At 54.2% G+C, this 26,106-nt stretch carries 19 protein-coding genes; 2 read left to right on the forward strand and 17 right to left on the reverse strand.

What is annotated here, in order from left to right; all coding sequences use genetic code 11:
- Positions 1-87: 87 nt before the first annotated feature.
- The 9 genes from H8711_RS14205 to hprK form a co-directional block, all read right to left on the reverse strand.
- The gene (locus H8711_RS14205; RefSeq protein WP_249282733.1) at positions 88-4,047 is read right to left on the reverse strand and encodes an Ig-like domain-containing protein; all 3,960 of its coding nucleotides are present in this window, start codon (positions 4,045-4,047) and stop codon (positions 88-90) included.
- A gap of 58 nt (positions 4,048-4,105) precedes the next feature.
- On the reverse strand, positions 4,106-5,557 hold the full coding sequence (locus H8711_RS06880; RefSeq protein ID WP_249282734.1) for a family 10 glycosylhydrolase: 1,452 nt from the start codon (positions 5,555-5,557) through the stop codon (positions 4,106-4,108).
- Between the two features lie 305 nt (positions 5,558-5,862).
- A complete protein-coding gene (gene pfkA / locus H8711_RS06885) occupies positions 5,863-6,837 on the reverse strand; it encodes a 6-phosphofructokinase (RefSeq protein ID WP_249282735.1) in 975 nt (324 codons plus the stop codon).
- Between the two features lie 116 nt (positions 6,838-6,953).
- Positions 6,954-10,436 (reverse strand): DNA polymerase III subunit alpha, encoded by a 3,483-nt coding sequence (locus H8711_RS06890; protein ID WP_249282736.1) that lies wholly within the window; start codon positions 10,434-10,436, stop codon positions 6,954-6,956.
- A gap of 31 nt (positions 10,437-10,467) precedes the next feature.
- Positions 10,468-11,388, reverse strand: coding sequence for a DNA-binding protein WhiA (gene whiA, locus H8711_RS06895; protein WP_249282737.1), 921 nt, complete (start codon positions 11,386-11,388; stop codon positions 10,468-10,470).
- 14 nt (positions 11,389-11,402) lie between these two features.
- On the reverse strand, positions 11,403-12,266 hold the full coding sequence (rapZ, locus tag H8711_RS06900) for an RNase adapter RapZ (RefSeq protein WP_249282738.1): 864 nt from the start codon (positions 12,264-12,266) through the stop codon (positions 11,403-11,405).
- 39 nt (positions 12,267-12,305) lie between these two features.
- Complete coding sequence (murB, locus tag H8711_RS06905; RefSeq protein ID WP_249282739.1) at positions 12,306-13,217, reverse strand: UDP-N-acetylmuramate dehydrogenase; 912 nt, start codon at positions 13,215-13,217, stop codon at positions 12,306-12,308.
- A gap of 45 nt (positions 13,218-13,262) precedes the next feature.
- Complete coding sequence (locus H8711_RS06910) at positions 13,263-14,222, reverse strand: ROK family protein (protein ID WP_249282740.1); 960 nt, start codon at positions 14,220-14,222, stop codon at positions 13,263-13,265.
- 126 nt (positions 14,223-14,348) lie between these two features.
- Complete coding sequence (hprK, locus tag H8711_RS06915) at positions 14,349-15,311, reverse strand: HPr(Ser) kinase/phosphatase (protein WP_249282741.1); 963 nt, start codon at positions 15,309-15,311, stop codon at positions 14,349-14,351.
- Positions 15,312-15,560: 249 nt separating this feature from the next.
- Here hprK and H8711_RS06920 point away from each other — a divergent pair, with 249 nt between their 5' ends.
- Together H8711_RS06920 and H8711_RS06925 are read left to right on the forward strand one after the other, a co-directional pair.
- Complete coding sequence (locus H8711_RS06920; protein WP_249282742.1) at positions 15,561-16,829, forward strand: glycosyltransferase; 1,269 nt, start codon at positions 15,561-15,563, stop codon at positions 16,827-16,829.
- A gap of 151 nt (positions 16,830-16,980) precedes the next feature.
- Positions 16,981-18,360, forward strand: a complete 1,380-nt coding sequence (locus tag H8711_RS06925; protein WP_249282743.1) for an NAD(P)/FAD-dependent oxidoreductase — start codon at positions 16,981-16,983, stop codon at positions 18,358-18,360.
- A 173-nt stretch (positions 18,361-18,533) separates the two neighbouring features.
- Here H8711_RS06925 and H8711_RS06930 read toward each other — a convergent pair whose 3' ends face one another.
- The 8 genes from H8711_RS06930 to H8711_RS14210 form a co-directional block, all read right to left on the reverse strand.
- Entirely contained in the window at positions 18,534-19,307 is a 774-nt protein-coding gene (locus H8711_RS06930; protein WP_249282744.1) for a class B sortase, read from the reverse strand.
- Positions 19,308-19,426: 119 nt separating this feature from the next.
- Complete coding sequence (locus H8711_RS06935; RefSeq protein WP_249282745.1) at positions 19,427-19,678, reverse strand: hypothetical protein; 252 nt, start codon at positions 19,676-19,678, stop codon at positions 19,427-19,429.
- Between the two features lie 15 nt (positions 19,679-19,693).
- Positions 19,694-20,320 (reverse strand): hypothetical protein, encoded by a 627-nt coding sequence (locus H8711_RS06940; protein ID WP_249282746.1) that lies wholly within the window; start codon positions 20,318-20,320, stop codon positions 19,694-19,696.
- Positions 20,313-20,999 carry a hypothetical protein gene (locus H8711_RS06945; RefSeq protein WP_249282747.1) on the reverse strand — a complete coding sequence of 229 codons (687 nt, stop codon included), beginning with the start codon at positions 20,997-20,999 and terminating at the stop codon, positions 20,313-20,315. Before H8711_RS06945 ends, H8711_RS06940 begins: the two co-directional genes overlap by 8 nt.
- Before the next feature lie 101 nt (positions 21,000-21,100).
- Positions 21,101-21,829: a signal peptidase I gene (locus H8711_RS06950; RefSeq protein WP_249282748.1), complete on the reverse strand. Its 729-nt coding sequence runs from the start codon at positions 21,827-21,829 to the stop codon at positions 21,101-21,103.
- Positions 21,822-22,586: a hypothetical protein gene (locus tag H8711_RS06955; RefSeq protein ID WP_249282749.1), complete on the reverse strand. Its 765-nt coding sequence runs from the start codon at positions 22,584-22,586 to the stop codon at positions 21,822-21,824. The genes H8711_RS06950 and H8711_RS06955 overlap by 8 nt, the downstream gene beginning before the upstream one ends.
- 112 nt (positions 22,587-22,698) lie before the next feature.
- Positions 22,699-23,436, reverse strand: a complete 738-nt coding sequence (locus H8711_RS06960) for a TasA family protein (RefSeq protein WP_249282750.1) — start codon at positions 23,434-23,436, stop codon at positions 22,699-22,701.
- Between the two features lie 93 nt (positions 23,437-23,529).
- Positions 23,530-26,070: a TasA family protein gene (locus H8711_RS14210; protein ID WP_249282751.1), complete on the reverse strand. Its 2,541-nt coding sequence runs from the start codon at positions 26,068-26,070 to the stop codon at positions 23,530-23,532.
- Positions 26,071-26,106: the final 36 nt, after the last annotated feature.

The raw sequence follows: 26,106 nt of genomic DNA on the forward strand, positions 1-26,106 counted from the left end.
CAGAAAAAAGCAGGGAACGATAAAAAATTCCCTGCTCTTTTTAATAAATTTTTATTGCTTTTTCTCATATATTTGGGGATATGGTTGTCATTCCTCTTCGACTGTAACCGTGCAGGAGGCCGATTTTCCGTTCTTGGCAGTCGCCTTGATGGTGACCTTGCCGGGAGCTCTGGCCGTGACCTTGCCGCCGGACACCGAAGCGATCTTGTCGTCACTCGACGTCCAGGTGACCGATCCGCCCGTACCATCCGGCAAAAGCTCTGCGGTCAGCACACCGTTTTCCCCCACCACAAGGTCGAGCTCATCGGTGTCGAGCCGCACCTCCTCCGGGCCGGACTCCGGCGCGGAGGAGGACGAACCGCCGCCCGTATCCGCCTTACCAGTCACCACACATTCGGCAGTCTTGTTGCCGTCCGCAGTTTTGATAGTAGCAACCACGATATCGGTGACATCGCTCGTGATCCCCTCATCCACACTGACGATGCCGTCCGAGTCCACGCTGATACCCAGGCCGCCCTTCTTCATGCTCCAAGTCACCTTGGCGGTGGCGCCGGAGGGACGGATCGTCGCAATCAACTGTTCGGAGCTGCCCGCTTTGATTGTCAGGGAGCTGCTGTCCAACCGGACCGAGGTTGCCGACGGGGTCTCCACGACGTTGATGGTGACGGTATCGGTCTTGGTGGTGCTGGTGTCCTTTGCAGTCACCGTCACCTTGACCTTGCCCGCCTTCTTGGCCGTCAGGATGCCGCTGCTCTTGTTGATCGTGGCGACGTTCGTGTCGTCCACCGACCAGGTGAGCGAGACATTGCTCGCATCCCCCGGCGTGACAATCGCCTCGAAGGAATAATTGTCCCCCACCACGAGCTCGTCGTCGTAGTCGTCAACCTTCACCGAGGTGAGCTTTGATCCGGTGGCTTCGGCAGTGACCGTCACCACGCAGCTCGCCGTCTTTTTACCGTCGCGTGTGGTCGCGGTGATGGTCGCTGTTCCCACGGCCTTTGCGGTCACCTTTCCGCTCGCGCTCACTGTGGCGACGCTCTCTTTGCTGCTGGTCCAAGTCACCTTGTCATCGGTCGCGTCGTTCGGCTTCACCGTGGCCTCCAAGGTGGCGCTCTCGCCTACCGCCAGGGACAGGGTGGAACGGTCGAGGGTTACACCGGTCACCGGCACGGTCTCTTCGTCCTCTTCCTCTTCGTCATCCCAATCGACGCCCCCGCCGGAGGAGCTGCCAGCCGCTGCTGCCAGGTAATCGTTGATCGCGTTGGCGATGCCCGCCGCCACAGAGCGCTGATAGCTGCTGCTGAGCATCTTCTCGTATTCGGTGTTGTTGGTGAGGAACCCGGTCTCCGACAGGGTGGTCGCAAACTCGGAGGTGCGCGTCATATGGTAGAGGCCCTTTTTGCCACCGCGGTTGGTGGTATTCAGCGCGTTCGCCATACCGCTGGACACCCGGCTTGCCAGCCCCGATGAGAATCCGTAGAAATAGTAGGCTTCCGAACCGCGCACAGAGCTGTTGCTGCCCGCCGAATTGGCGTGCACGCTCACCAACACATGGGGATTGAAGTCCTTGGCCTGCTGCATACGATCCTCCAACTCGACAAAACTGCTGTTGTTGAGCATTTTTACCGTAGCGCCGTTGTCTTCCAAGATGGATTTCAACTTTTTGGCGATCGCCAGATTGATGTGGTACTCGTGCTGCCCCGGATAAGAACCGCTCGCGCCGACCGAATCGGCCGAATGGCCCGGGTCGATCCAGATGCGGGCGCCGGAAAGGCCACCGGGCGAGTTCTTAAATTTGAACACCAGGTCGTTCCCCTCATAGGCCGCCGTATAACCGATAAAACCGTTGGAGTTCTTGAGGTTGAGTGTGACTGTAGAGCCCGAACCACTCATCGACGCGAACATCGGGTTGCTGCTGATCTTCGCACTGCCCGGCACCGAATCGGTGTAATGGAACTTGATGGTGATTTTTCCATTGGAATGGCCGAAGGTATAGGACACCGGCTTGTTGGTTGCAAAGGTGACGTAGGTATATCCGCCGCTGCTTTTGATAGAGGCGGAGGTGACCTTGTTGTTGTACAGGTCGTCGCCGCCTTGAATGACGCGGATGTCGTCGGCGTACACCCTGCGGCCGGATTCAAGCAGATAGTAGTAGTGGGTGCCGGTGCTGTCGGTATAGGCGAGCTTGTTACTCACCGTATAGTCGCGGGCTCCCTGACAGATCGGATAATAAGCGCTGTTGGAAATGTCGTTGAGCGTATCGTCCGGGAAGGTCTCAGCGCTCGGCACCTTGACCTCGATCAGCTCGCCGTCCCCAATCTCGATGGGCGGGGTGAGGGTGATCGCGCCGCTTTGCAGCGTGCGGCTCGCGCCGCCCGCAGAGGCAGTCACAACGACGCTGCCGATGTTGGTGTTGCCCTTGACCACCGGCGTCTTGTAGGTGCCGATATATTTTACATACGACTCATTTTTCTCGGTCTGATCGTCCTCTTCGCTCGATTCCGCCTTGGTCAGATTGATGGTGGAGCCGTTGATCTTGGCGGTCACCGATGCATCGGGATAAGCCATGGCGGTCACCGTTAGAATCATGCCGCCCTCCAGGGTGGACGCCTCGGCCGGGGTGATCGATTTGAGCACCTCAGTCTTGCGGGTGATCGTGTAGGTGAGGTCCTGCTCCTTGTGTTTAAAATTGAAGGTGTTGGGACCCTCCTCCAGCTCCACCGTGATGTTGATGTAACCACTCTCGTTGCGCTCGATCTCCTCCCCGTTCATCAGCACCGGAAAGTCGGGGTCGGACGCACCCATGATGGTATAGGTGGGATTGGTGGTGGTGATGTTCATCTGAGAAGGCTGGGTGAGTTCCAGCTTCTCCAGGATGTAGCTGAGGTCGATTTCGTCGTTCATCGCGCGGTGCAGGCGGTCGGTACTGCCCTGCACATTCGCAGTGATGGCCGCAAGCGAGTCAAACACACTGCCGCCGAAGCCCGCGATGTCGCGCGCCTCCAAATACTGCTGGGCCAGCTCCTCGCCGTCCCAGTTGTCGCCCACCTTGGTGGCCATATGTACCGGGTAGACGGGGATGTCGTTTGCATCGCACAGCTCCCCCCACCAGGAGACCACGTTGGAAAAACGCAGATTGGGGTCGCTGGTGTATCCTGTCGCCTGTACCGCCACAAAGTCGGCCAGGCCGTCCTCCACCCATGCCTTGGTATCCGCATTGCCGTCGATCAGCGTCTGATAACCGGAGTTGGTATTGGAGCCTGCTTCATCGGACGACTGGTTGGCCCACACCGGCGGGGTATAGATGCCGACCTGTGTCTCTGGCGAGGCGTCGCGGATCGCCTCTGACACCGCGCGGAAAGCCGCTGCGGTCATCGACTTCATATAGTTAGCGTACCCCATGCCGGTCCCGCTCGCCTGGTAGGCCGCGAAACCGCCCGAGGATTGGTCCATGCAGAAGTTCTGGACAAACACCCCTGCGAGCGGATAACTGCCCGCCAGATCGGCCGCCTCATCCGCCAGATCGTCGAGCAGGGCGTTGTCGATATCGTCCTGACCGTGGAGCAGGTCAAGGGTCGCGTAAGCCAACAGATTCTGCTCCTGGGCCTTTTCGCACAGATAGCCGAGGGCGTCAAAGCCGTCCGCCTTGTAAATCGGCTCGCCATCGTACATGGTGTCCACTACCACGGCATTGGCGGTGAAGGAGACCGCGTCCGCGAGGGACTTGTCCACCTCCGCTTTGACCGACGCCTCGTCCGTACCGTTCCGAAGAAAATCGGTGCCAGGCACCAGAAAGACCGCGCGCAGCTCCCGCGGGCGCTGGAACGTCACCGGCGCGACCACTGCACTGTCCTCCTGGGAGGATTCCTCGCCGGAATCCTCCCCCGGCAGGCTTTCGCTCGCGCTGCTGTCCTCCTCCGAAGACCTGCTCATCCGTGCCTCCGTGTTGAGCGCGGCGAGCACGCCGGTGGTCAAGGTGATCACAAGAAAGATCGACGACAAGATGATCGCGATCACTTTCCGATTGTGAAATATATTTTTTGCCACTCTATCCAACCTTTCCCTGGGCCCCCGGCCCACCACATTTTTACATCTCAACCGGAGATCAATCTAAAATTGATTCCAGATTCTTCAGTTCCTTGGCAACCTGCGACCGGCACCCCGCATCCGGATTGAACAGCGAATCGTAGCGATAGAGGGCAAATCCCTGATACCGGCTCTGTTCGCGCGCGGAAACCACCTGCCGCTTCATCATATTGGAATTGTTGATAAAATCACTTTCGGAGTTACCGATTTTATAGGCCGCCAAGCCCACATACAGTTTCACCTTGGACACGCCGATCAGGTCGTTCCATTCCTCCAAAACCGACTGATACGGGGCGCTGGAATTGTTGTAGCCCCAGTAGATCTGGGGGCATATGTAATCGACATAACCGGTGTTGGTCACCCATTTTTCCACATCGATGTACTGATGACTCCAGTTATTGCTGCGGTTGCCTTGGGGGCTGATGCCAAACGTGCAGGAGCTATCGATCGATTTGATCGCCTTGTAAACCCGTTTGACCAGCGTATCCACGTTCGACCGCCGCCAGTCGCCCAGGCTCTTGCCGCCGCCTGCGTTTTTATACTCCTTGTAAGCCGCGCTGTCAAAGCTGTTATCGGGGGACGGATAAAAATAATCGTCGAAGTGAATGCCGTCGACATCGTAGTTGGAGACGATCTCCTCCACACCGTTTACAATCAGATCCTGAACCTCTTCGCGCGCGGGGTTGTAGTAGATACCGCCGTTGAACTCCACCACATTGTCGCTGCCCTCATCCAGCCACTGCTGCGCCTGGTTGTCGTCGCAGAGCGAGACCTTGCTGCCGTTGGCACGCACACGGTAGGGGTTGATCCACGCCTCGATCTTCAGGCCGCGGGAATGCGCCGCCGAGACCATCACCTGCAGCGGGTCGTAGCCGGGGCTTTTCCCCTCTATATTGCCGGAGTTGACCAGGTACGACCAGGGGAAATAAGCCGAATCGTACAGCGCATCGGCAAACGGACGAACCTGCACGATCACGGTGTTCAGTCCGAGGTCGGCGCAGTCGTCAAACGCCGCCCCGATGTTGGATTGGAACTGGCTCTTGCTTTTTCCCTTGATCATCGGCGCAAGATCGAGGTAAGAAATCCAAATCGCGCGCACTTCGCCCGAAATCGTGGGCGAAGCGCTCTCTGGTTCTGGCTCCTCAGAACTCTCAGGCGCGCTCTCCGGCTGGGAAGAGCTGGAGCTGCTTTCGGCCTGACTGGACGGAGCCTGTGAGCTGGAGGCGGATTCGGACGAAGCGGCACTCTGCGAGGACGATGAGGATTCCGACGAACTGCTTGATTCCAACGCCTCGGAATCATCCGTATCGGGGTATTCGCTCTGGGAGACGAGCGGTTCTTCATCTTCACGCGAAAGGATGATGTCCTCTCCGCTGATCATATCCTCGGGCACACTGGGTTTGTTGGATGAGCAGCCAGCGGCGGAAAGCATCAGCACTGCCGACAAAAAAATGGCAAGAAATTTTTTCATGTTGACCCCCATATTGAACCGTTTTTCTCCATATTGTAATGTAAAGTGCAAAAATGTACAAAGTTCCCCATTTTCAGTATCATCTTCATCATATACTTTACGTAAAAAATTATCAATAGTTTAGTAGCAAATTCCCGACTTTTTATTGCACCGATTCGACCGCTTCATTGCAACAAATTTTGCCAGGCATCCGCCATTTTACATATATGTGACCCGGAAAAGAGATATGCCCCTGTCCAAAACCAATCAAAAACGGCAGACGGGTAACCCCGTCTGCCGCTCTTTCAGATGTAAAAACTCCTCAATTACAGAGAAACCTCTTCCGCGATGCGCACCAGATTGGTGTCGATGGTTTTGACCATCTCAAGGCCCTCGAGGATGTCGTAATCGACCACCTCGTTGCACTGTAAACCGACCACGCGGTTGCCAATGCCCTGCTCAAGCAGCTCCACCGCATGGTAGCCCATCTTAGTGGCTGCGACACGGTCCGTCAGGGACGGCGCGCCGCCGCGCTGCACATGGCCCAAAACACAGGCGCGGGTCTCGATGCCGGTGGCAGCCTCAATCTTCTTGGCCAGCTCTTCCACGCCGCCGACGCCCTCAGCCACCATCACGATAAAGTGCTGCTTACCGGTCTTGTGCGCGTTGCGGATCTTGTCGAGCACATCCTTCTCCAGATCGTAGGGAACCTCAGGCATCAGAATGACCGATGCGCCGCAGGCAATACCGGTATTGAGCGCGATATAGCCCGCTTTGCGACCCATGACCTCGACCACCGAGCAGCGGTCGTGCGATTGCGAAGTGTCGCGCAGGCGGTCGACCATGTCGCATACAGTGTTCATGGCAGTGTCATAGCCGATGGTATATTCCGTGGAGGAAATGTCGTTATCAATAGTGCCCGGCAGACCCACACAGGGGATCCCCTTCAGGGATAGATCGCGCGCGCCGCGGTAAGAACCGTCGCCGCCGATGACCACAACGCCGTCGATGCCCATTTTGATGCAGGTTTCTTTCGCTTTCTCCACACCGGCATCCTCGCGGAATTCGGCGCAGCGGGCGGTGTAAAGGATCGTGCCGCCGCGGTGCATAATATCGGAAACTGAGAGATAATTGAGTTCCACCATATCGCCGTTGATGAGCCCGTTATAACCTCTTCTTACACCGAGCACACGCATCCCGCGGTGCAGGGCGGTGCGAACCACCGCACGGATCGCCGCGTTCATGCCGGGGGCGTCGCCGCCGCTCGTGAGCACTGCAATCGTTTTCTGCTTATTTTCCATGACAATCTCTCCTATCTACATTCTGTTTCAAAAACGGAATTGACAAAATTTAAACATCCTCGTTTATTATACCCGATGGCAGAACGGAGCGCTAGTCAAAAATGTTTCTTTTATATTCATTTTTCTACGATTTTGACGTTTTCTTCCCCCAAAACTACGCGGAGCTGGCGCACCAACACGTCGTTGAGGTCGACCCACAGCGCGCGCGGGGCGCGGGTCAGGCGTCCGGTATCCGCAAACATGACAAACACCGGCGTGTTCCCCTCAAAAATTTCGAGCAGGTTTTTCGCGCGGTCAAACGCAGGCGCACCTACCGAAGGCGCTTTGAGATAGAGCTGGGGGCGTTTTTCTCGCGGCGCACCGGACGCTGGCTCCCCTGCTTCGCTGCGCTCCCCGCTTGTACTGACGGCGGATACGCGCTCACAAAGCAGCTTGGCAGCTTCCTCTTCGCGCACGCTGATCCGTCCCGCAAACGCCAACACAGCGCCCTTTTGCAACAGCGAGCCGTAGCTTTCCAGCGTTTTGGGGAACACCATCGCCTCCATCGAGCCGGTGGTGTCCTCGATCGTGAGAAACGCCATCGTCTCATTGCGGCGGGTGGTCTTGACCGACTTCCCGGTGATGATCGCGACAATCTCCACGGGCAGGTTATCGTAGCCCTCGTTGGCCACCTCCAAAATTCGCTTGGCGCCGATCGCCTTGATCGCCGCCTGATACTCCCCCACCGGATGGCCGGAAAGGAACAGGCCGGTGGTCTCTTTCTCCATTGCCAGGCGCTCAGCCGATGAGTAGTCCGTCACGTCCGGCAGGCGGTATTCCTCCTTGGGCGCCCCGGCTGAGACGGTCTCAAACAGACTCACCTGACCTGCCACGTTCTTGTTTTTAATTTCGTCCAGATTGCCCAGTACCGCCTCATAGCCGGTGAGCATCTGCCTGCGGTTGGCTCCGAACGAATCGAGCGCCCCGCATTTAATCAGGCTTTCGATCGTTCGCTTGTTGAGATCCTTGCCGTGCATCCGTTCACAAAAATCGGTGAAGTTTTCAAAGCGTCCATTCTGCCGCTCAGCGAGCAGGTCGCGGATGAACCCGCGGCCGAGATTCTTCACTGCGAGCAGCCCGAAGCGGATGTCGTCCCCCACCACCGTGAAGCCCTCGTCGCTGAAATTGACATCGGGCGGCAGCACCCGGATCTGCAGCCGGCTGCATTCATCGATATATTCGATGATCTTGTCGGTATTATCCAGCACACTGGTCATCAGCGCGGCCATAAACTCACGCGGATAATGGCATTTGAGGTAGGAAGTCTGATAAGCCACCACAGCGTAAGCTGCGGCGTGCGATTTATTGAACGCATAGGCAGCAAACGAACTCATTTCGTTGAAAATATCGTTGGCCACAGCCTCGGGCACGCCGTGCCTCACCGCGCCCTCACACTCCCAGGTCCCGTCCTCATTTTGCAGGCCATAAATAAAGTTGTGGCGCTCCTTTTCCATCACGTCGGCCTTCTTTTTACTCATGGCGCGGCGCACCAGGTCGGCGCGCCCGTAGGAGTACCCGGCCAGCTGCCTGCAAATCTGCATCACCTGCTCCTGATAGACGATACAGCCGTAGGTCACATCCAAAATCGGCTGAAGCAGGGGATGCTTGTAGGTCACCAGTTCAGGGTTGTGGCGGTTTTTGGTGTACCGCGGGATCGACTCCATCGGGCCGGGTCGGTAGAGTGAGATCACCGCGATCATGTCCTCGATCGACTGCGGGCCGAGGCCGGCCAGGGTGCGGCACATGCCCGCCGATTCAAACTGGAACACCCCTTCGGTCTCGCCCTTGGTGAGCATCGCGAACACCGCCGGATCCTCCTGGGAAACCTCGTTGATGTCAAAATCCGGGGTGCGGCGGCGGATCATCCGCTGCGCGTCGTCGATCACCGTGAGGGTGCGCAGGCCCAGAAAATCCATCTTCAGCAGGCCCAATTCCTCCAACGTGGTCATGGGGAACTGCGTCACCACCGACTCGTCGTTTTTAGAAAGCGGCACATAAGTGTCCACCGGGTCCCGGGTAATCACCACCCCCGCCGCATGGGTGGAGGAATGGCGCGGCATCCCTTCGAGGCTGCGCGCGGTGTCGATCAGCTCGTGCAGCTGTGGGTCGGATTCATAGTAATTTTTAAACTCGGCCGAAACCGCCAGGGCCTTGTCCAGGGTCATGTGCAGCTCCATCGGCACCGATTTCGCCACTGCATCCACCGTCTGATAGGGGATCGCAAGGGCTCGTCCCACGTCGCGCAGCGCGCCGCGCGCCGCCATGGTACCGAAGGTGACAATCTGCGCCACGTGATCCGCGCCGTATTTGTCCACCACGTAGTCGATCACCTGCTGCCGTTTCTCGTAACAAAAATCGATGTCGAAGTCGGGCATCGAGACGCGCTCAGGGTTGAGGAAGCGTTCAAACAGCAGGTTGTAGCGGATAGGGTCAATGCCGGTGATTCCGATGCAGTAAGCGGCGATGCTGCCCGCACCCGAACCGCGCCCCGGTCCCACCGGAATGTCGTGGCTGCGCGCATAGTTGACAAAGTCGGATACAATCAGAAAATAGTCGACATAACCCATCTTGCGGATGACGCTGAGCTCGTACTCCAGACGCTCCACAATTGCGGGGTCTGGGGACGAGCCGTATCGCTTTTTCAGGCCGTCCCAGCAAAGGGAGGTAAAGTATTCGTCGTTGTCGCGGCCGTCGGGAGCGGTATAAAACGGCAGTTTGGTCACGCCGAACTCAAAATCGAGGTTGCACTGCTCCGCTACCCTGACGGTGTTATCCATGGCGCGCTCCAGCTGCGGAAACGCCTCCAGCATCTCCGCACGCGACTTGATGTAGAATTCCTCGGTTGCAAATTCCATGTCGGAGGGGTCGTTGACCGTGCGGTTGGTCTGGATGCAGACCAACACGTTCTGCATCTTCGCATCCTCCTTGCGGATGTAGTGCGCGTCGTTGGTGGCCACCAGCTCGACGCCGACCTCCTCCGCCAGACGGATCAGATGGGGAACGATCATCTTCTGTTCGCGGATGCCGTGATCCTGAAGCTCGATGTAGTAGTTCTCCCTGCCGAACAGGTCGCGGTAGCGCAGCGCGGTCTCCTTAGCCGCCTCGTAATCCCCCTGGGTCAGCCGGCGCGGGATTTCGCCCGCGAGGCAGGCGGAGAGTGCGATTAGCCCCTCATGGTGAGCCTGCAACAGCTCCCAGTCGATGCGCGGCTTGGAGTAGAAGCCCTCAGTGAATCCCTGCGACACCATTTTGATCAGGTTGCGGTAGCCCGTCTCATTTTTGCAAAGCAGCACCAAGTGGTAAGGACTGTTGTCGATCTTAAACACCTTATCAAAGCGGGTGCGCGGCGCGACGTAGACCTCGCAGCCGATCACCGGCTTGATCCCCTGCCTTTTGCACTCCTTATAGAAGTCGACCACGCCGTACATCACGCCGTGATCGGTGATTGCGCAGGCGGGCTGCCCCAGTTCTTTTACCCGCTCCACCAGCTTTGGAATGCGGCAGGCGCCGTCGAGCAGGCTGTATTCGGTATGTACGTGAAGATGCACAAACTGTTCCAATGATTCGTCCCCTTTCCAGTTGACTGACCGGCTATTTTGTCCCACGAATCTGATCGGCGATGGCTGACAGCCGCTTGAGCCGGTGGTTGACCCCGGAGCGAGAGAGAGGCTCAGAAAGCGCCTCCCCCAGCTCGCGCAGGCTCATATCCGGGTTTTGCACCCGCAGCTCGGCGATCTCGCGCAGCTCATCGGGGAGGGATTCCAGCCCACGGGCCGCGATGATGGTGCGGATGTCCTCACATTGGGCTGCCGCTGCGGTCACCGTTTTTTCGATATTGGCTGTCTCACAGTTGGTGACGCGGTTTACCTTGTTGCGCATGTCCTTATAAATGGAGATCTCCATCATGGCCAGCGCACATTTGGGCGCCCCCATATAGGTCATCATGTCCTCGATGGCCTCGCTCTCCTTGAGATACGCCACGCAGGAGGATCGCCGTGTGGTCATCCGCGGCGGCTCCAACGGCCCGGAGAGGAGCCCGATCAAATCGCGACAGAGGCCGCGGTGCGGGGTAACAAATTCCAGGTGGTAATCCTTCTGCGGATCGGTGACGTTGCCGCAGGCGAGGTAAGCCCCCGCCACAAAGGCAGCCGCAGCCCGCTCCGAATGCAGGTTCTTCTCGTGGATGCGGAGGCTGAGCTCGTCCGGATCGTGCCCGAAAAAGCGCAGGATATTCTCTCGATCCTCCTCCGCCTCCACCGCCGCGGTAAACACGGTACTGCCGTTCTTCTTTTCAAACTCGCTGTATAAAATACTGGTTTTTATCCCAATCAGGTCGATGATCTCGCTGCAAAACAGCCTTGCGGTCTGTTCGTGCTCGGTCTGGATCGACACCGACGACCGAGAAAATCCCTTGGAAAAAAGCAAAAGACCATAGGCCTGGGCAAGCCTCAGCTCGCGTTCGGTCGGTCTTGCTTCGTAAATCTCCTGTTTTAGTTGGTGGGCAAACGACATCGGATGCAAGCCCCCTATTTTTTCGTTTTGAGGATGTCGCGGTGGTTGCACACCACACGGTATCCCTGTTCTGTCAAAAAAGCGCCCAGATGCTCGGTGAACACCACCGAGCGGTGCTTGCCGCCGGTACAGCCGATGGCGACCATCAACTGGCTCTTTCCCTCCTCCACATAGAGCGGTGCAAGGTAGCCCAACAGGTCCTTCAGCTTGTCGAGCAGGGTTGTGGACTGTTCAAAACTGAGGACATAGTCCTCCACCGGCCGGTCCCGGCCTGTTTTCTCCTTGAGTTCCGGGATATAAAACGGGTTGGGCAGACAACGCACGTCGAACACCAGGTCGGCATCGCTGGGCAGCCCATATTTGAAGCCGAAGGACATACAGTTGATGAGCATACGGGAGCCGCCATCCAGGAAAATTTGATAAATCTTGTCGCGCAGCTGAGCGGCGGTGAGCAACGTGGTATCGATGATGTAATTGGCGCGCTGATGCGCCGGCTGTAACAGCTCGCGTTCCCGCCGGATGGCCTCCTGAAGGGTGACGGCCGCCCCTTCACACAAGGGGTGTTTGCGGCGCGTCTCCTTATATCGGGTGATGAGTACATCGTCATCGCAGTCTAAAAATAAAATTTTATAGCAGTTATCGCGCTCCTTCAGGCGGTCCAGGCTCTCCAAAAGATCGCCAAATAGGTCGCCGCCGCGCGAATCAACCACCATCGCGACCTTGCTGATCTTCCCCTTGCTCTGCATACAAATTTCCGAGAACTTGGCGATCAGGGCGGGCGGGATGTTATCGATGCAATAGTAACCCATATCTTCCAGCACATTGGCAGCGCCCGATTTGCCTGCGCCGCTCATTCCTGTCACAATCAAAAATTCCATGTCTTTTCTCCATTCGTCCTCAGCATTGCATCTCACAGTCTATCCCACAATATGTTTGATCTCACATTCCAGCTCAAAGCCGGTCTGCTTTTTGACCTCCTCCTGCACCACTCGAATCAGCTCCAGCATATCCGCGCAGGTGGCATGATCGTAGTTGATGAGAAAACCCGCGTGTTTTTCGCTGACCATCGCGCCGCCCACTCTGCGCCCCTTGAGGCCGCATTGGTCGATCAGCGCCGAGGCATAACCGCCCACCGGACGCTTGAAGGTGCTGCCCGCGCTGGGATATTCGAGCGGCTGCTTGCTTCTGCGGCGCTCCATCAGGTCGTCCATGCGGGCGCGGATCACCGCCGGATCGCCCCTTTGAAGCTGAAAACGCACCTCGGCGATACAACAGCCGTTGTCGGTATAGGCGCTGTGCCGGTACCCGAAGTCACATGCTTCCCCGCAGATGGTTTCCACCTCTCCCTCCGGGGTCACATGGGTGACGCAGGCCACCACATCTTTGATTTCGCCTCCGTAAGCGCCCGCGTTCATATAGACAGCGCCGCCCACATTGCCGGGGATGCCGTATGCGAACTCCAAGCCGGTCAGTGCGTTTTCCCAGGCAAAGGTGCAAACCTTGGCGAGGGAAGCGCCCGCCTCACACACCAACTGGTCGCCGTCCTCTACCCACATGCGGGCAAATTGCCTGCCCAGTTGGATCACCGGCCGCCGGATTCCTTCGTCGCAGACCAGCAGGTCGGAGCCGTTCCCCATCAGCAGCGGTCTGACTCCTTCCTCCTTGCAGGCGCGCATAGCCCCCGCGAGCTGTTCGATCGAATCGGGCTGTAAAATCAGTTCCGCCGGTCCCCCGATGCGAAAGGTGGTAAATTCGCTCATCGGCTGCCCGGCTAACATGGGAATTCCCGCCGCGGCGCATATCTGTTCGAGCTGGCTGGTTGTCAACATGGAAAGCCTCCTTGATGGCGCAGTCGGCGCAGAATGATGGGGAGCTCACGGGTTACCGATGGCATTTTTCCCCAGAAGGGCCGCGCCGATAATACCGGCATCGTTGCCGAGTGTAGCGCAGGCGAGGCGGGTGTGGTTGACGCCGCCGAACACCTTGCCCTCCATCGCCCGGCGGATACGCTCTAAAAAGGGCTCCCCCTCGTGGCTGATGCCGCCGCCCAATACAATCAGTTCCGGTGCGAAGATGTTAATATAGTTTACGAGCGCATAGGCTAAATATTCCACATATTCGTCCACAACAGCGGTGCCAACGGCATCGCCCAGGCGCAATGCGTCGAACGCCGTCTTGCCGTCCACCTGTTCCAGGGATGGCGCCAGCTCCCACAGGCGGCTCTCGGGGTGCTGCTCCATCGCCTCCCGGGTCAACCGGATCAATCCTGTAGCTGAGGCATACGCCTCGATACATCCATTTCTGCCGCAGGAGCAGGGGCGTCCTCCCACAACGATTCCCATATGCCCCAACTCACCCGCAGCACCGTCCCTGCCGGAAAGGATCTTCCCATCCAGGATAACGCCGCCGCCCACACCGGTGCCCAAGGTGATGGCGAGCACATTGCTCACCCCTTTTGCCGCACCAGCCAATGCCTCGCCGTAGGCAGCCGCATTCGCGTCGTTTTCTGTATAAACCGTGACGCCCAGCCGCTCCTGCATCATGGCCGCCAACGGCACGTCACGAAAACCCAAGTTGCCAGAATAGCCGACTACGCCGGCCTTTGGGTTGACGCTGCCCGGCGAGCCCACGCCCACCCAGGGCAGGTCAGCGATGGAAATGCCGGCCTGTTCAGCCGCCATGCGGGCAGCTTTGGCCATGTCGTCGCAGATTTCAGCCGCTGGACGGATTGCGCGGGTCTTCAGCCGGGCGCGTGCGATTATGCGGTAGGATTCATCCAACACGCCGACGGCGATATTGGTACCGCCCAAATCGATTCCCAGATAATGCTGCATCCGTATATCTCCCCTTTCGATATCCAAATCGTAAGAATATCATCGAGTATTTCTTCAGATTATAATGTTATTATCCCTATGAGAGGGGCAGTCATTCGTATCAACCGCCCACTGGACACTTCCGCTTTAAAACGCGTCCCAGTCGGCGGTGCTGGTTGAATCTTTGTTCTCCAGCATCCCCAGCTTTTGCAGCAGCTCCTGCGCCGCGTTATATCCCATCTTCTTCTGGCGGTTGTTCATCGCTGCCACCTCGATGATGACGGCCAGGTTGCGCCCCGGCTTGACCGGTATGGTCAAGGACGGCACCTTATTGCCCAAAATCTCGGTCTGTTCATTTTCCATCCCCATGCGGTCATACACCTTGTTGGTATCCCACGGTTCAAGCTGGATGACCATATCGATCTTCTCGGTCACCTTGACCGCACCCATACCAAAGATGCGCCGCGCGTTGATGATGCCGATGCCGCGCAGTTCGACAAAGTGGCGGATATTTTCGGGGGAGGTGCCCACCAACGACTTGTTGGAGACACGCCTGATCTCCACCGCATCGTCTGCGATCAAGCGGTGTCCTCGTTTGACCAGCTCGATCGCAGTCTCGCTTTTTCCAACGCCGCTTTCTCCCAACAGGAGGATACCTTCGCCGTAAACCTCCACCAGCACGCCGTGGCGGGTGATGCGCGGCGCCAGCTCAATTCCAAGCATGGAACCCAGCAGCGTCTGAAAGTTTGTGGTGGCCTCCGGCGTGCGCATCAGCGCGACTTCGTACTTTTTTGCGCACTCCACCATTTTGGGCAACACTTCCAGCTCACGGCAGATGATTACCGCGGGCGGTTTGAGCGAAAAGAATTTATCCAGCCGTTTGCCCAGCTTATCCTGTGTAAACAGCTCCAAATAACCAAATTCCGCTTTTCCTAGGATCTGTATGCGATCCTGATCGAAGAAATCGTAAAAACCTGCCAATTGAATGCCCGGCCGGTTGAGATCGGCGCAGGTGATCAGGATGCTGCTCAGCTCATTCGGGGCGTAAATCGTCTCCAACGAGAGCGTCTTTGCAACCTTTTCCAGGGAAACCGAAAAATTGTGATCCATTTTATCAGTCCTTTTCGCATATTCAGTGGCTGTGCGTCGCCAATGATCTATTCATTATTATACCCCACCGACTGTTTTCAGTCAACGCGATCAAAGCCTGCTTTTCCGTTGTAATCCCCAAAAATTGACAACTTCTTGAAGATTTTACTTCTTCCACATCGTCTATAGGTTTGAAAGACACTGAAGTTGTGTTATACTATTTATGAAACACTTGATACATCATCAAACTGTTTTAATTTGGAGGACGTTATGAGAGTTGCATTATTTACAGAGACCTACCTGCCCCACATCAACGGGGTCGTCACCCATGTCAAAATTTTGAAGGAAGGGCTGGAAAAACTGGGCCATCAAGTGCTAGTGGTGACAGCCGATTACAATACGCGCAAGCACTATATCAAGGATGGCGTTTTACATTGTCCCGCCAAACAGATGCGCCGCTTTTACAACTTCGGCGCCGCAGCGCCCATCAGCGAACGGCGGCTGAAATTTATCCGTGACTTCAACCCCGACATCATCCACATTCACAACGAATTCGGCATCGGTATTTCAGGCGTGATGGCTGCCAAAATTCTTAAAAAACCGCTGGTCTACACCCTGCACACCATGTACGACGAGTATATCTACTATGTGGCCCCGCCGCTCTTTGTCGGGCCCATGACCCGGTTCAGCCACCGCTATATCCGCATCCTGGCAAAATCAGCCTCCACCCTCACCGGTCCGTCGCAGAAGTGCGCAGAATATTTTAAACAGGCCGGCGTCGATAAGACTGTCAATGTCATCCCCAACTCAGTGGAATTGGATGCGTTCAAACCGGAGAATATCAGCGAAGAGCGCAAAGCAGCTTTCCGTGCAAAATATCATATCGCTGATGACCAGATGATCGCCTGCTTTGTCGGGCGGCTGGGCCGCGAGAAAAGTGTGGATGTCATCTTGGACAATTGGGCTGCGTGCATCACACGCGAGGACAAAATTCACCTGATCGTCATCGGGGACGGCCCCTGCAAGGAGGAGCTGGAGGAACAGGCGGAACGCCTTGGCATCTCTGATATGGTCACTTTCACCGGCATGGTGCCCCACGAGGAGCTCCCCCCCTATCTCGCTTCTTGCGATGTCTATATCACTGCGTCCCTCTCCGACACCAACTCGATTTCGATGCTGGAGGGAATGGCGACCGGCCTGCCGGTTCTGCAGCGCCTCGATCCGCTCAACGCCGATCAGGTGCGCGACGGAATCAACGGTTTTGTCTTCAATGGAGCCCAAGAGATGGCCGAGAAACTGCGCATGGTCAAGCAAAAAACACCCGAGGAGCTGGCAATTCTCAAGCGGTCGGTCATCGCGTCGGTGAAGCGCAGCGGCGCGGAGGATCTGGCCAACTACATGCTCTCGGTGTACCACGGGTTGAGCGACAAGGAAGGCTCGGCATCTGTGACCGATAAAATCCGTTTTATGAGACCCGCTGAACTGATGAAGCGCATCAAAAGAATGCAGGTTATCGCGCGGACGCGCCGCAAACCTTGACAAAATTGCTTCTCTCCCTTATAATAAATGAGTTTGGGCAGAAATAGTACGACTTTTGTTCAGCCCATGCTTTTGGGTTCAGCGGACCGGTCTGCGTGTTCCAACCGGTTCTTTGGGGCAGTGACCCCATCATAAAAAGGAGAGAACAATTATGCCATTAAAAAAACTCTATGATGTGGCAATTATAGGCGGTGGAATCGGCGGAATCATGGCCGCCTATCGCTTGCTGGAAATCAACCCCTCCCTTTCTGTTTGTATTCTTGAGAAAGGAAATGCCATCACCGAGCGGTCCTGCCCGATTGTCACCAAAAAAGTTAACCACTGCATCAAGTGCAAATCCTGCGCCATCATGGAGGGTATGGCCGGAGCGGGCGCTTTTTCCGACGGCAAATATGTGATCTCCACCGAGTACGGCGGCTGGCTCACCGATTTTCTGCCGCCGGACACAGTCCTTTGCTATATCGAGCAGGCGGATCAGATTTTGGTTCGCTTTGGCGCGACCACAGAGCGGTTTCAACCGAGCAATGAGCTCAAAAAGCTTTGCACCCAGCATGATCTGCACATGAGCCAGGCGCAACTCAAACATCTGGGAACAGACTCCAATTTTGAAACGATGCATAAGCTGATCGAGGATCTCAGTACGCGTTGTGAGATTGCCACCTGCACCGAGGTTCTGGATGTGGACCGAAACACCCGCGTTGTCACCGTTTTGGATCAGGACGGCGAGCATACCCTGACCGCTGATCGCGTCATCTTTGCTGTCGGGCGGGCGGGCAGCCGCTTCTTCGTCAAATGGTGCGAAAAAAACCACATCCCTTTGCAAAATAACCAGGTGGACGTGGGGGTCCGTGTAGAGTTACCCGCCATCGTCTGGGAGGATTTCTCCAAAAAGATTTACGAACCCAAAATCTGGTATCGCAGCAAGGGATACGGCGATACCACGCGCATGTTCTGCTTCAATGAGGGCGGACAGGTGGTCACGGAAAACACCGACGGCGTTTTGACGGTCAATGGCCACAGCTATCGCGATCAGGCGCGCAAGACACAAAATTCCAATTTCGCACTGCTTTCCACCATTCGTTTTACCCAACCCTTCAACAATCCGATTGAATATGCCCGTCACGTGGCGAGCCTCGCCAACTTAATCAGCGGCGGAAGCGTCCTGGTGCAGCGATTGGGCGACCTGAAGCTCGGCCGGCGCACCGATGAGAAGCGCCTTAAACAAAGTACCGTGCGTCCCACCTTGGATGCCGTCCCGGGGGATTTGAGTCTGTGTATGCCGAAACGCCAGCTTGATAACATTTTGGAGACGTTGGAGGCCTTAGACCACATCGCGCCCGGCACCTCCAATTACGATACACTGCTCTACGGGATCGAATGCAAATATTATTCGGCACGCCCCGAATGCGAAAACTTTCAAATTGTCGGTTGTCAGGAGATCTATGCGATCGGCGATGGCGCTGGTTTTACGCGCTCCTTGTCTCAGGCCGCGGCAAACGGCCTGTATGTGGCCGATCTGCTGGCAAAATAATATTTAGTTTCACGATAAAAGCGCATCGAACTACAGTCGATGCGCTTTTATATTTCTTATTTAGAACTGGCATTGTGTCGGAAATCCCGCTGAAAAGGCATGTGCAAGGAAAAAACACGCAGAAGGGCTACTAACCGACAAATTGACAGCCGATGAAGATCTTTAAGCAGATTTTAGGATACCAGGCGGCCGATCACCGCAAAACGGCCATGTTCTACAGCGTAATCACAGGTCACCAGGGTAATGAATCGATCGCCAAAGGAGGTTTCCACCCCGGTGTCAAAGCAGCGATAGGATTCCACACACTCCATCATCAAGCGATAGGTGTCCTCCGTATCCGGCTGCAACATGAAATTGTATCGATTGTCCAATTCCTCATCTTCCTGCAATTCCGCAAAGGGGATTGCAGCAACCACTTCATACTGATATTGCGTCGAGCCCAAAACCAGCCAGATGACAGAGTGCTGCGCCAGATAATCCGGTTCTGCATAGCGGGGCAGATTACTGAACATCGTGCCGTTTTTCATATTGTGCCCGTGAATGATTAGATTGCTGCTCATTGGATCAACCGAACAATCCGCATCAAGAAAAGGGGTTCCGCTGTAAGAGTAATTCCCTTTAAAGTTTCTGCGCAGATAGAATTCGGGGTCCCGCGGAGTATACATCACTGGATAATCGATGTTTACCCCTGGAACCAAAATCCAACCGATATAATCGGGATTTTGGGTGATATCGTAAGGCTCTCCCTCGGGCTCCCCTGTCTGCTCATTGGAATCAGTTTCATCCTCCGGAATCAGTATGGAGGTGATGAGGCTCGGCTTTACTTCTCTAAATTCTTGCTGTGCCTTATTCAGCCGCCAATAATGGACTCCAAGCAATATCCCACAGAGCAATGCCAGAATCAGCAGAATTACCAATATGATTCTACAGAGTTTTTTTCTTTTCATCAGCGCCACTTCACAATTTTAGAATAATTTTAAAACAGTTGCCCCCAAGCGTTGACTACTTGAGGGCAACTTTTTATGTCGATTCTTCCTGTTAACCTGTCAAAACCGCTGGCAAACTGTTATTCAGTTGCGCTGCTCTGAGAAGACGATGTTGCTTCATTCTCCGATGATGAGGACGTAATATCATTGTCTGCATTATTTGCGGATGTTGTGGTATTTGTAATTATTATTTGTGTTGTAACCGTATCTTCCAGATAAGCGCCCGAAGGGAGCACCAATCTGGAAACCAATAACATCGCCAAGCAGAGAACAGCGATGCCCAAAGCGAAAATCGACAACCGGAAACCGGATACTTTTGCCGATAATTTCATAACGGCTCCCCCCTTTTATTCATTTCGGAATTGCAGATTATTGACGTCCTGATTCTTTGCCTGAACAGCTTCCACCACTAGGCTCATGTCGTCGCTGATTTTTTCAGAATCGACCGCATTATAAGTATTGTCTGCGGAGGCATCCAACCAGGCATAAAAGACCAAGGTCTTCATCGATCCTTCCGTTTCAGCAGCAGAGAGATATACCGCATCCGAAAAGATATCGCCATCTAAGAGCTCTTTTGCCAACCCATTGTAAAGATACTCCTCAGCGCCTTCCTCCCGAATGGCGATATGCAGCACATCTGCCAAAGGATGTTTCAAATCGTCTTTGCCAAAAAACATGCGGCAATACACAGGCTGTTCGTCCAGATTTCTTACCACCATGGTACCATCCGCTACAGAATCTGACGCTGGAGAGGATGCAGGGGCCAAATTCTCCAGCCCGATAAGCTGATCCAGCGGAATATCCGTATCTCGATTCGCATAGAGACCGATGTCGATGGAGCCCATCTGATAGGTTACCACCGCTTGATACTGCGATAAAGTCACCGCATAAACGATTACAACCAGGAATGCAAGCACCGCAATACAGGTAATCAAAGATAAAATGAGCTTCTTTTTTGTTGTAGATTTACGCATGCCTGCTTCTCTCCTTTCTGCGGATTACTACGTAAAGAACCGCCGCCATCAATATTGCGACGATGCCGATAATCCAGAGAAAGTGCACCCAGGTGTAATCAGCGCCCGCATCCGGCAGCTCTTTGGAGTAATCAAAGTCTACCTGGGAACCGGAAGACCCACCACTATGGTTGCCACCGCCGCCGCTGCTGTTCCGCATCAACGAAACATTGATAGTAAAGGCAGCCAAAGCATTTTGATAGGTATTATCCAAAGAGGTCGGTACTTTTACCTCAAGATACATATCCACCAAATTTGTGGTGTCACTTCTCAAGCCAAAATTGTGCTTTGTCCCTCTAAACAGATCCTCAAGCAGAAATGTATTGCTCGCCTGATACTCCGCCTGATCTGCATATTTGAGTTTCAGCACAGCCTCACACTGTTTGAGCAAATCGAGCTGATCTTCTTTCACCGATGCAGAAACTTGTAGGTACGCGCGTTTGGACGAAACACACTCCAAGAAAATTTCTTTCGACAGCGTATCCCCCGGCATCGTTTCAGAAAAAGTAAACTCTTCCTTCACCACGCCTGACGAAGCGGAGAGGCGGATTCTGGCATCCTCCGCAAAAGCAATCACTCCTGTGGAAGTCAACAGAAAAAGCAAAGTCAATAAGGAGCATGCTATTCTTTTTAATTTCATGATTTTCCCCCTCTTCTTTCCAGTCTCGCCCAATAAGAACAAAGCAAAACCAAAAAGCCGATATTGGATTGATCCAAGCAACTAGTTGCCGCTAGATGTCACTAAGCGTTCTCTTCGTCTGTGTTATCTTGACCCGCCGCCTCTTTCGTGGAATCGCCTTCCGCTTCCTCTGTCACAGGAGACTTTTCCCGCGTCTGATCGTCCTGAGAATTCTTTTCATCCGAAATTTCCCCGGTTTGAGATTCAGAATCGAGCTTTTTTTGATCCTTTTCATCCACATAACGGCAGATGTTTTTAATTAACTGAATCACTTCAACTACCAAAAGTGCGAAACAAGGCAGGATTAAGATCAAAAAATAGCCCTGCTTCGTCTTCAAAAATGCCAATAAATAACCCAACCAAGGGATATGCAAGACCACTTTTCCCAATACATTGCTGGGCAAAGCTGCTGCTCCATCGCGGTCCTCGTTCGCATCGCCTTTGGTGATAAACATCTTACCGCCGGTTCCTTCGGTCACCTCAACGATCCGGTGTGTGACCACTTTACCATTAAACATGGGGTCGTTAGAGAGAAAGGTGATGATATCGCCTTCCTCCAATGTCTGTGGATCCACCTTTTTCACTACAATCACACTGCCGACATCCAAAGTGCCTGTCATACTGCCGGTTGTGACGGTATAAATGGAATACTGATTAAAAAAAGGCATCGATTGGGTATTGGAAGCAATAATCAAATAAACCATCACCAGAAAAAGGCCGACCAACAAAACCGTTAACACCACACTGATACAACGGTTCAGCACATGAAGGAAGCGCTTCGTCCTACTCATTGGAGGTTACTCCATCCCCCGCATCCGAGGACGTACCTTCCGTGTCAGCCGTCACCGGCGGCTGCGCAGAATCTTTTTCTTCCCCATTTTTATCGGAATCCCCAGACTGCTGATCCGCTACAGAAGGTTGGACCAGATCAGCATCGGCGGAAGAATTTTCCGATTCATCTTTGGATGTCACTATGTCGTCTCTGTCGGTCTGAACGGATTCAGAATCCTTTTTTCCGGAGGCTGTCTGAGGCGCAACATCAAACACCACCACAGCCTTTTGGCTGGTGGCGAGGTTATCAGTCTGCTGTGCCGTTACCTGAAATAAGAAATCAGCCGTATCGCTGGATAGATCCGGCTCTCCCGACAGGGTAATCTTCAATGTCAAATTTAACGCGTCCATCCCAGGCATGAGCTCGACTGTCGTCAGGCTGCCGCCCAGCTCATCAAGCACTTCGTACTCGATCTCGTTGTTTTCTAACAAGGTCTGCGCCGCTTCATTCGATGCGTTCAACTGAAAAATCATCACGGACGGAACCGTGGATTTATTTTCGACTGTAAAATTCTGCTCATAAGGTTCTGTTTTGAGCTCCTCCAGATTTACTTCAATCTGATTGAGGTCAGCCACCTCAATATCGACATGCGCTGCGACAGCTTCGATATTGAGCGCGGCAACATCAGCCTGCCACGCAAATGTCAAGCACAGGTAAGCTGATATTACAAATATCGTCATGCAATTTAAAACAATTTTCTTCAGGAGTTGGGACACATTGACGCCCCCTTTGGTGAGATTAATAAGGTGTGGGGCTGCGGCCCGGTCAATACGACCGCAGCCCCACATCAAAAACATTGCCTAAAAAACTGCGCTAAGGGTTCAATGATTACGCCGCAAAGGTAGCGCCTTCATCGGTCTGGGCAGCCAGAACCTTGAGGGTGGCATGATAGTGTTTTCCCTGATACTCGTTGCCAGCATCAGCATTCAGATAAGCACCCAGCGCATAGGAGGTTGTGGTGCTCTCGCCAGCGGGGAGAACAACTTCGTTGCCCTCGCCATCGAGGACGATGTAACCCTCTTTCAGCGCATCTACGCCCAGGGTGGTAACTTTTTCCCAAGCGCCGTCCACTTTTTTCAGGAGAACGAGCTCCAGAACGCCATCAACGCCCAGGCCGTTGTCGCAAGCGATCTCAGCGGGATCGCCGACTTTAACGCCGCCCACGCCGTTATCAACGATGTTGGGGATTTTGCAATCGGCGGGGACCTCAGCATCCACAAGCGCCAGCTTCAGGTTGACAGGCAGGGTGCCTTCGTTGTTGATGGTGAACTCCTGCACATAGACGGGGGTGGGGTCGTAGCCCTCAGGAGCATGGCTGGAGGAGAGGGCAATATCCGATTCATAGGTGTTGATCCAGTTCATGAAAGCATCTTCGGAAGCCATGGGGCGCAGGTTCTCAAAGGTGAGCTCCACATCGTCGCCGACAGTGATATCCAGAACGCCGGCCTCAAATTTGGTGCCAATGGTCTCAACGTCGGTGAACCACGCATAGGTGATACCCAGCATCATCGCCAGAATGACCAGAATGCCGATAACGGACAGTGTAATCTTTTTCTTGCTTGTCATGATAAGTACCTCCATAAATTTTTATATGTTGAGAGAGGGCGCAAATTTATGAACTATCCCCCTCCCGCGGGGACAAAACACGAATGCTAAAAACTAGCGGGGGTTGTTGATGAGGTCGGGGTACTGGCTGCTGGTTCCAAAATTCCATACCGAGGTGGAGAAGCCAGTCAAGGAGGTAGCGCTCTTCAGAGCCGACTCGGTCATAATTGTGCCTGCAGAAGTCGCCGTGCTCCCAACATAATAGAAATTAGTAACGGTAGCCGAGTTTTTGCCAACTCCAAGCGTTATGTATCCATAGTTATTCCAGTCATTATACGTAATTTTACCACTGGCATTTGTATAGCAATTTTTAATTATGCCATTGCTGGTATTCAAGCCCGCGAAAGCACCGATGCCACCGTTGCCTTTGATCGCAGCCTCAGGAACCGCATAACTATTTTCAATAGTGCCAGCGTTACCACCGACAAAGCCACCGATAAACATAAAATACTTATCAGTGTTAGCCAAGGTATAAGCCGTTACTAAATCATTTACATCAGCGGTGGAATACGATTCCTTAATCGCACCATAATTTTGGCCTACCAAACCGCCTACATAACTATAGCCAGTAACCGACCCATTGGTAGCACTGCTATATTCAATTGTACCAGAGTCAGCGTTGACACCCACCAAAAGGCCGACCTTACTCAATTCACCAGACCCACTACCAATACCAGAAGATGCACCGGAAACATGCACGTTCGAGACTAAACCAGAGTTTGTTCCTGCAAGTATGCCAACAGTATTACCACCACATACCCCGTCTGCATCAGTTGCAGTATTTGTTTTCAAGGTAATATTTTTGACCGTACCAGCATTCTCTGCAAAGATGCCAACATTGTTGTATTCGGTGCCATAATCGATCTTTATATCGCTGACAGTATTTCCATCACCATCGAGTGTTCCTGTAAACGGCACATCAGCACTCTCACCCAAACCAATGGTATCAAAATAGCCTCTAGTGTTACCGCCAGCCAAGCTAATACTATTTGCGAGTTTGAAATTCTTATTGACCGCATAGCGAATATTATCAAACTCGATTGCGTTGCTCACCATATACGGGTCATCGACAGAACCGGTACCACTCGCATAAAGGCCAGTTTTAATCTTGAAGATTACCGGCTCAGGGGAAGTAGTACCATCCTCGGGATTCAGGGTAACCACTTTACTCGAGGATTCACCGGAAGCCAGTTCATAATCATAGTCCTTACCGCTACTCGTATAATTATTATTTCGGACAGTTACCCAAGACATATCTGCATTTACAGTATAGGAAGTAACATTCCCTTTCTCAGTCAGATTCAGGGTTTGTTCCTTTCTTACAGTATCGCCTTCCTTATACTGCACGGTCACCGTATAGTTGTAATCCTGATCGGGATCAACTGTGCTATCCTGGGTCACAGTGAAGACAACATCAGAAGCAACGCCCTCAGTCAGAGTCGAAACCTGGCTCTGCTCAGCGGGATCGTAGTGGTAACCAGTAGGCGCAGCGACCATCGCAGTCGTCACAGTGTAGGGGAACTGGTTATCCTTAACTGTGAGAGTTGTTTCGTCAACCTTCGTGCCGGTCTCCTTGTCGTTGAAAATAACCTTGATGGTCACATCCTGCGGATCCGGATCGGCATCCTCCGTCACCGTAAAGGTCACATCAGAAGCAACGCCCTCGGTCAGAGTCGAAACCCGGCTCTGCTCGGCGGGATCGTAGTGGTAACCAGTAGGCGCAGCGACCATCGCAGTCGTCACAGTGTAGGGGAACTGATTATCCTTAACCGTGAGAGTTGTTTCGTCAACCTTCGTGCCGGTCGCCTTGTCATTGAAAATAACCTTGATGGTCATATCCTGCGGGTCCGGATCGGGATCGCCGCTGCCGTCGGGCTTGCCGATAGGCGCGCCTTCGTCGAGCTGGCCAGCGCCAACCCACAGAGCGCCATGGAAATGTTTCGCCTGATAATCGTTACCGACAGTCTCAGGCAGATAGCCGCCGATCACGTAGGTACGATCTTCGCCCGCGCCCAGCATCGCGGCGGGCTCATAAGATGTCGCGTCGTCACCAGCGGTCACAGTGTTCAGGTTGACGCCCTCCACGCGGGTCCACTTGCCGGTTTCATCGTCCAGCTCATACAAGAACACTTTGATCACTTCAGCCAGCTTGTTGGTGCAAGCTACGGTTGCAGGATCAGCAACCTGCTCCACATGGCCGTCGTCCGTGCGCAGGATGTTTTTCACCGTATCATTCGGCGTAACAGCTGTCAGGGAGAGCTGCAGCTTGGCCGGCAGCGTACCCTCGTTGGCGATCTTCACCGCACGGAAGTACACCGGCTCGGGAGCAAACCCTTCGGTGTTAAGGTTTTTGATCTCATCCGTGAGCTCCGCATCGAACTGCTCGAGCGTCAACGGGCGCAGATTGTCAAAGGTCAGTTCGGCCGATTCCGGATTGGTGGGATCGGTCACCGTAATGTTGAGCACGCCTGCCTTAAAGTTAAGGTCTGCGGTTTCAACATCTGTGAACCAAGCAAATGTGGTGCCAAGCACCATCGCCAATACAACCAGAACCGAAAGTACCGAAAGTGCGATTTTTTTCTTTTGATTGCTCACAATTTTCACCCCGTTTTAAAATTTGTATATCTAAAC

Origin of the sequence: Ligaoa zhengdingensis (assembly GCF_014384885.1) — a bacterium.
In the GTDB taxonomy this organism is placed as follows: domain Bacteria; phylum Bacillota; class Clostridia; order Oscillospirales; family Ruminococcaceae; genus Ligaoa; species Ligaoa zhengdingensis.

Excerpts from the sequence above, each read along its gene's own strand:
- H8711_RS06880 (WP_249282734.1), bottom strand. The coding sequence starts at position 5,557 with ATGAAAAAATTTCTTGCCATTTTTTTGTCGGCAGTGCTGATGCTTTCC.
- H8711_RS06910 (WP_249282740.1), bottom strand. The coding sequence starts at position 14,222 with ATGCAGCATTATCTGGGAATCGATTTGGGCGGTACCAATATCGCCGTC.
- rapZ (WP_249282738.1), bottom strand. The coding sequence starts at position 12,266 with ATGGAATTTTTGATTGTGACAGGAATGAGCGGCGCAGGCAAATCGGGC.
- H8711_RS06960 (WP_249282750.1), bottom strand. The coding sequence starts at position 23,436 with ATGACAAGCAAGAAAAAGATTACACTGTCCGTTATCGGCATTCTGGTC.
- H8711_RS06945 (WP_249282747.1), bottom strand. The coding sequence starts at position 20,999 with ATGAAATTAAAAAGAATAGCATGCTCCTTATTGACTTTGCTTTTTCTG.
- H8711_RS06920 (WP_249282742.1), top strand. The coding sequence starts at position 15,561 with ATGAGAGTTGCATTATTTACAGAGACCTACCTGCCCCACATCAACGGG.
- pfkA (WP_249282735.1), bottom strand. The coding sequence starts at position 6,837 with ATGGAAAATAAGCAGAAAACGATTGCAGTGCTCACGAGCGGCGGCGAC.
- H8711_RS06935 (WP_249282745.1), bottom strand. The coding sequence starts at position 19,678 with ATGAAATTATCGGCAAAAGTATCCGGTTTCCGGTTGTCGATTTTCGCT.
- H8711_RS06925 (WP_249282743.1), top strand. The coding sequence starts at position 16,981 with ATGCCATTAAAAAAACTCTATGATGTGGCAATTATAGGCGGTGGAATC.
- whiA (WP_249282737.1), bottom strand. The coding sequence starts at position 11,388 with ATGTCGTTTGCCCACCAACTAAAACAGGAGATTTACGAAGCAAGACCG.
- H8711_RS06950 (WP_249282748.1), bottom strand. The coding sequence starts at position 21,829 with ATGAGTAGGACGAAGCGCTTCCTTCATGTGCTGAACCGTTGTATCAGT.
- hprK (WP_249282741.1), bottom strand. The coding sequence starts at position 15,311 with ATGGATCACAATTTTTCGGTTTCCCTGGAAAAGGTTGCAAAGACGCTC.
- H8711_RS06930 (WP_249282744.1), bottom strand. The coding sequence starts at position 19,307 with ATGAAAAGAAAAAAACTCTGTAGAATCATATTGGTAATTCTGCTGATT.
- H8711_RS06940 (WP_249282746.1), bottom strand. The coding sequence starts at position 20,320 with ATGCGTAAATCTACAACAAAAAAGAAGCTCATTTTATCTTTGATTACC.
- murB (WP_249282739.1), bottom strand. The coding sequence starts at position 13,217 with ATGTTGACAACCAGCCAGCTCGAACAGATATGCGCCGCGGCGGGAATT.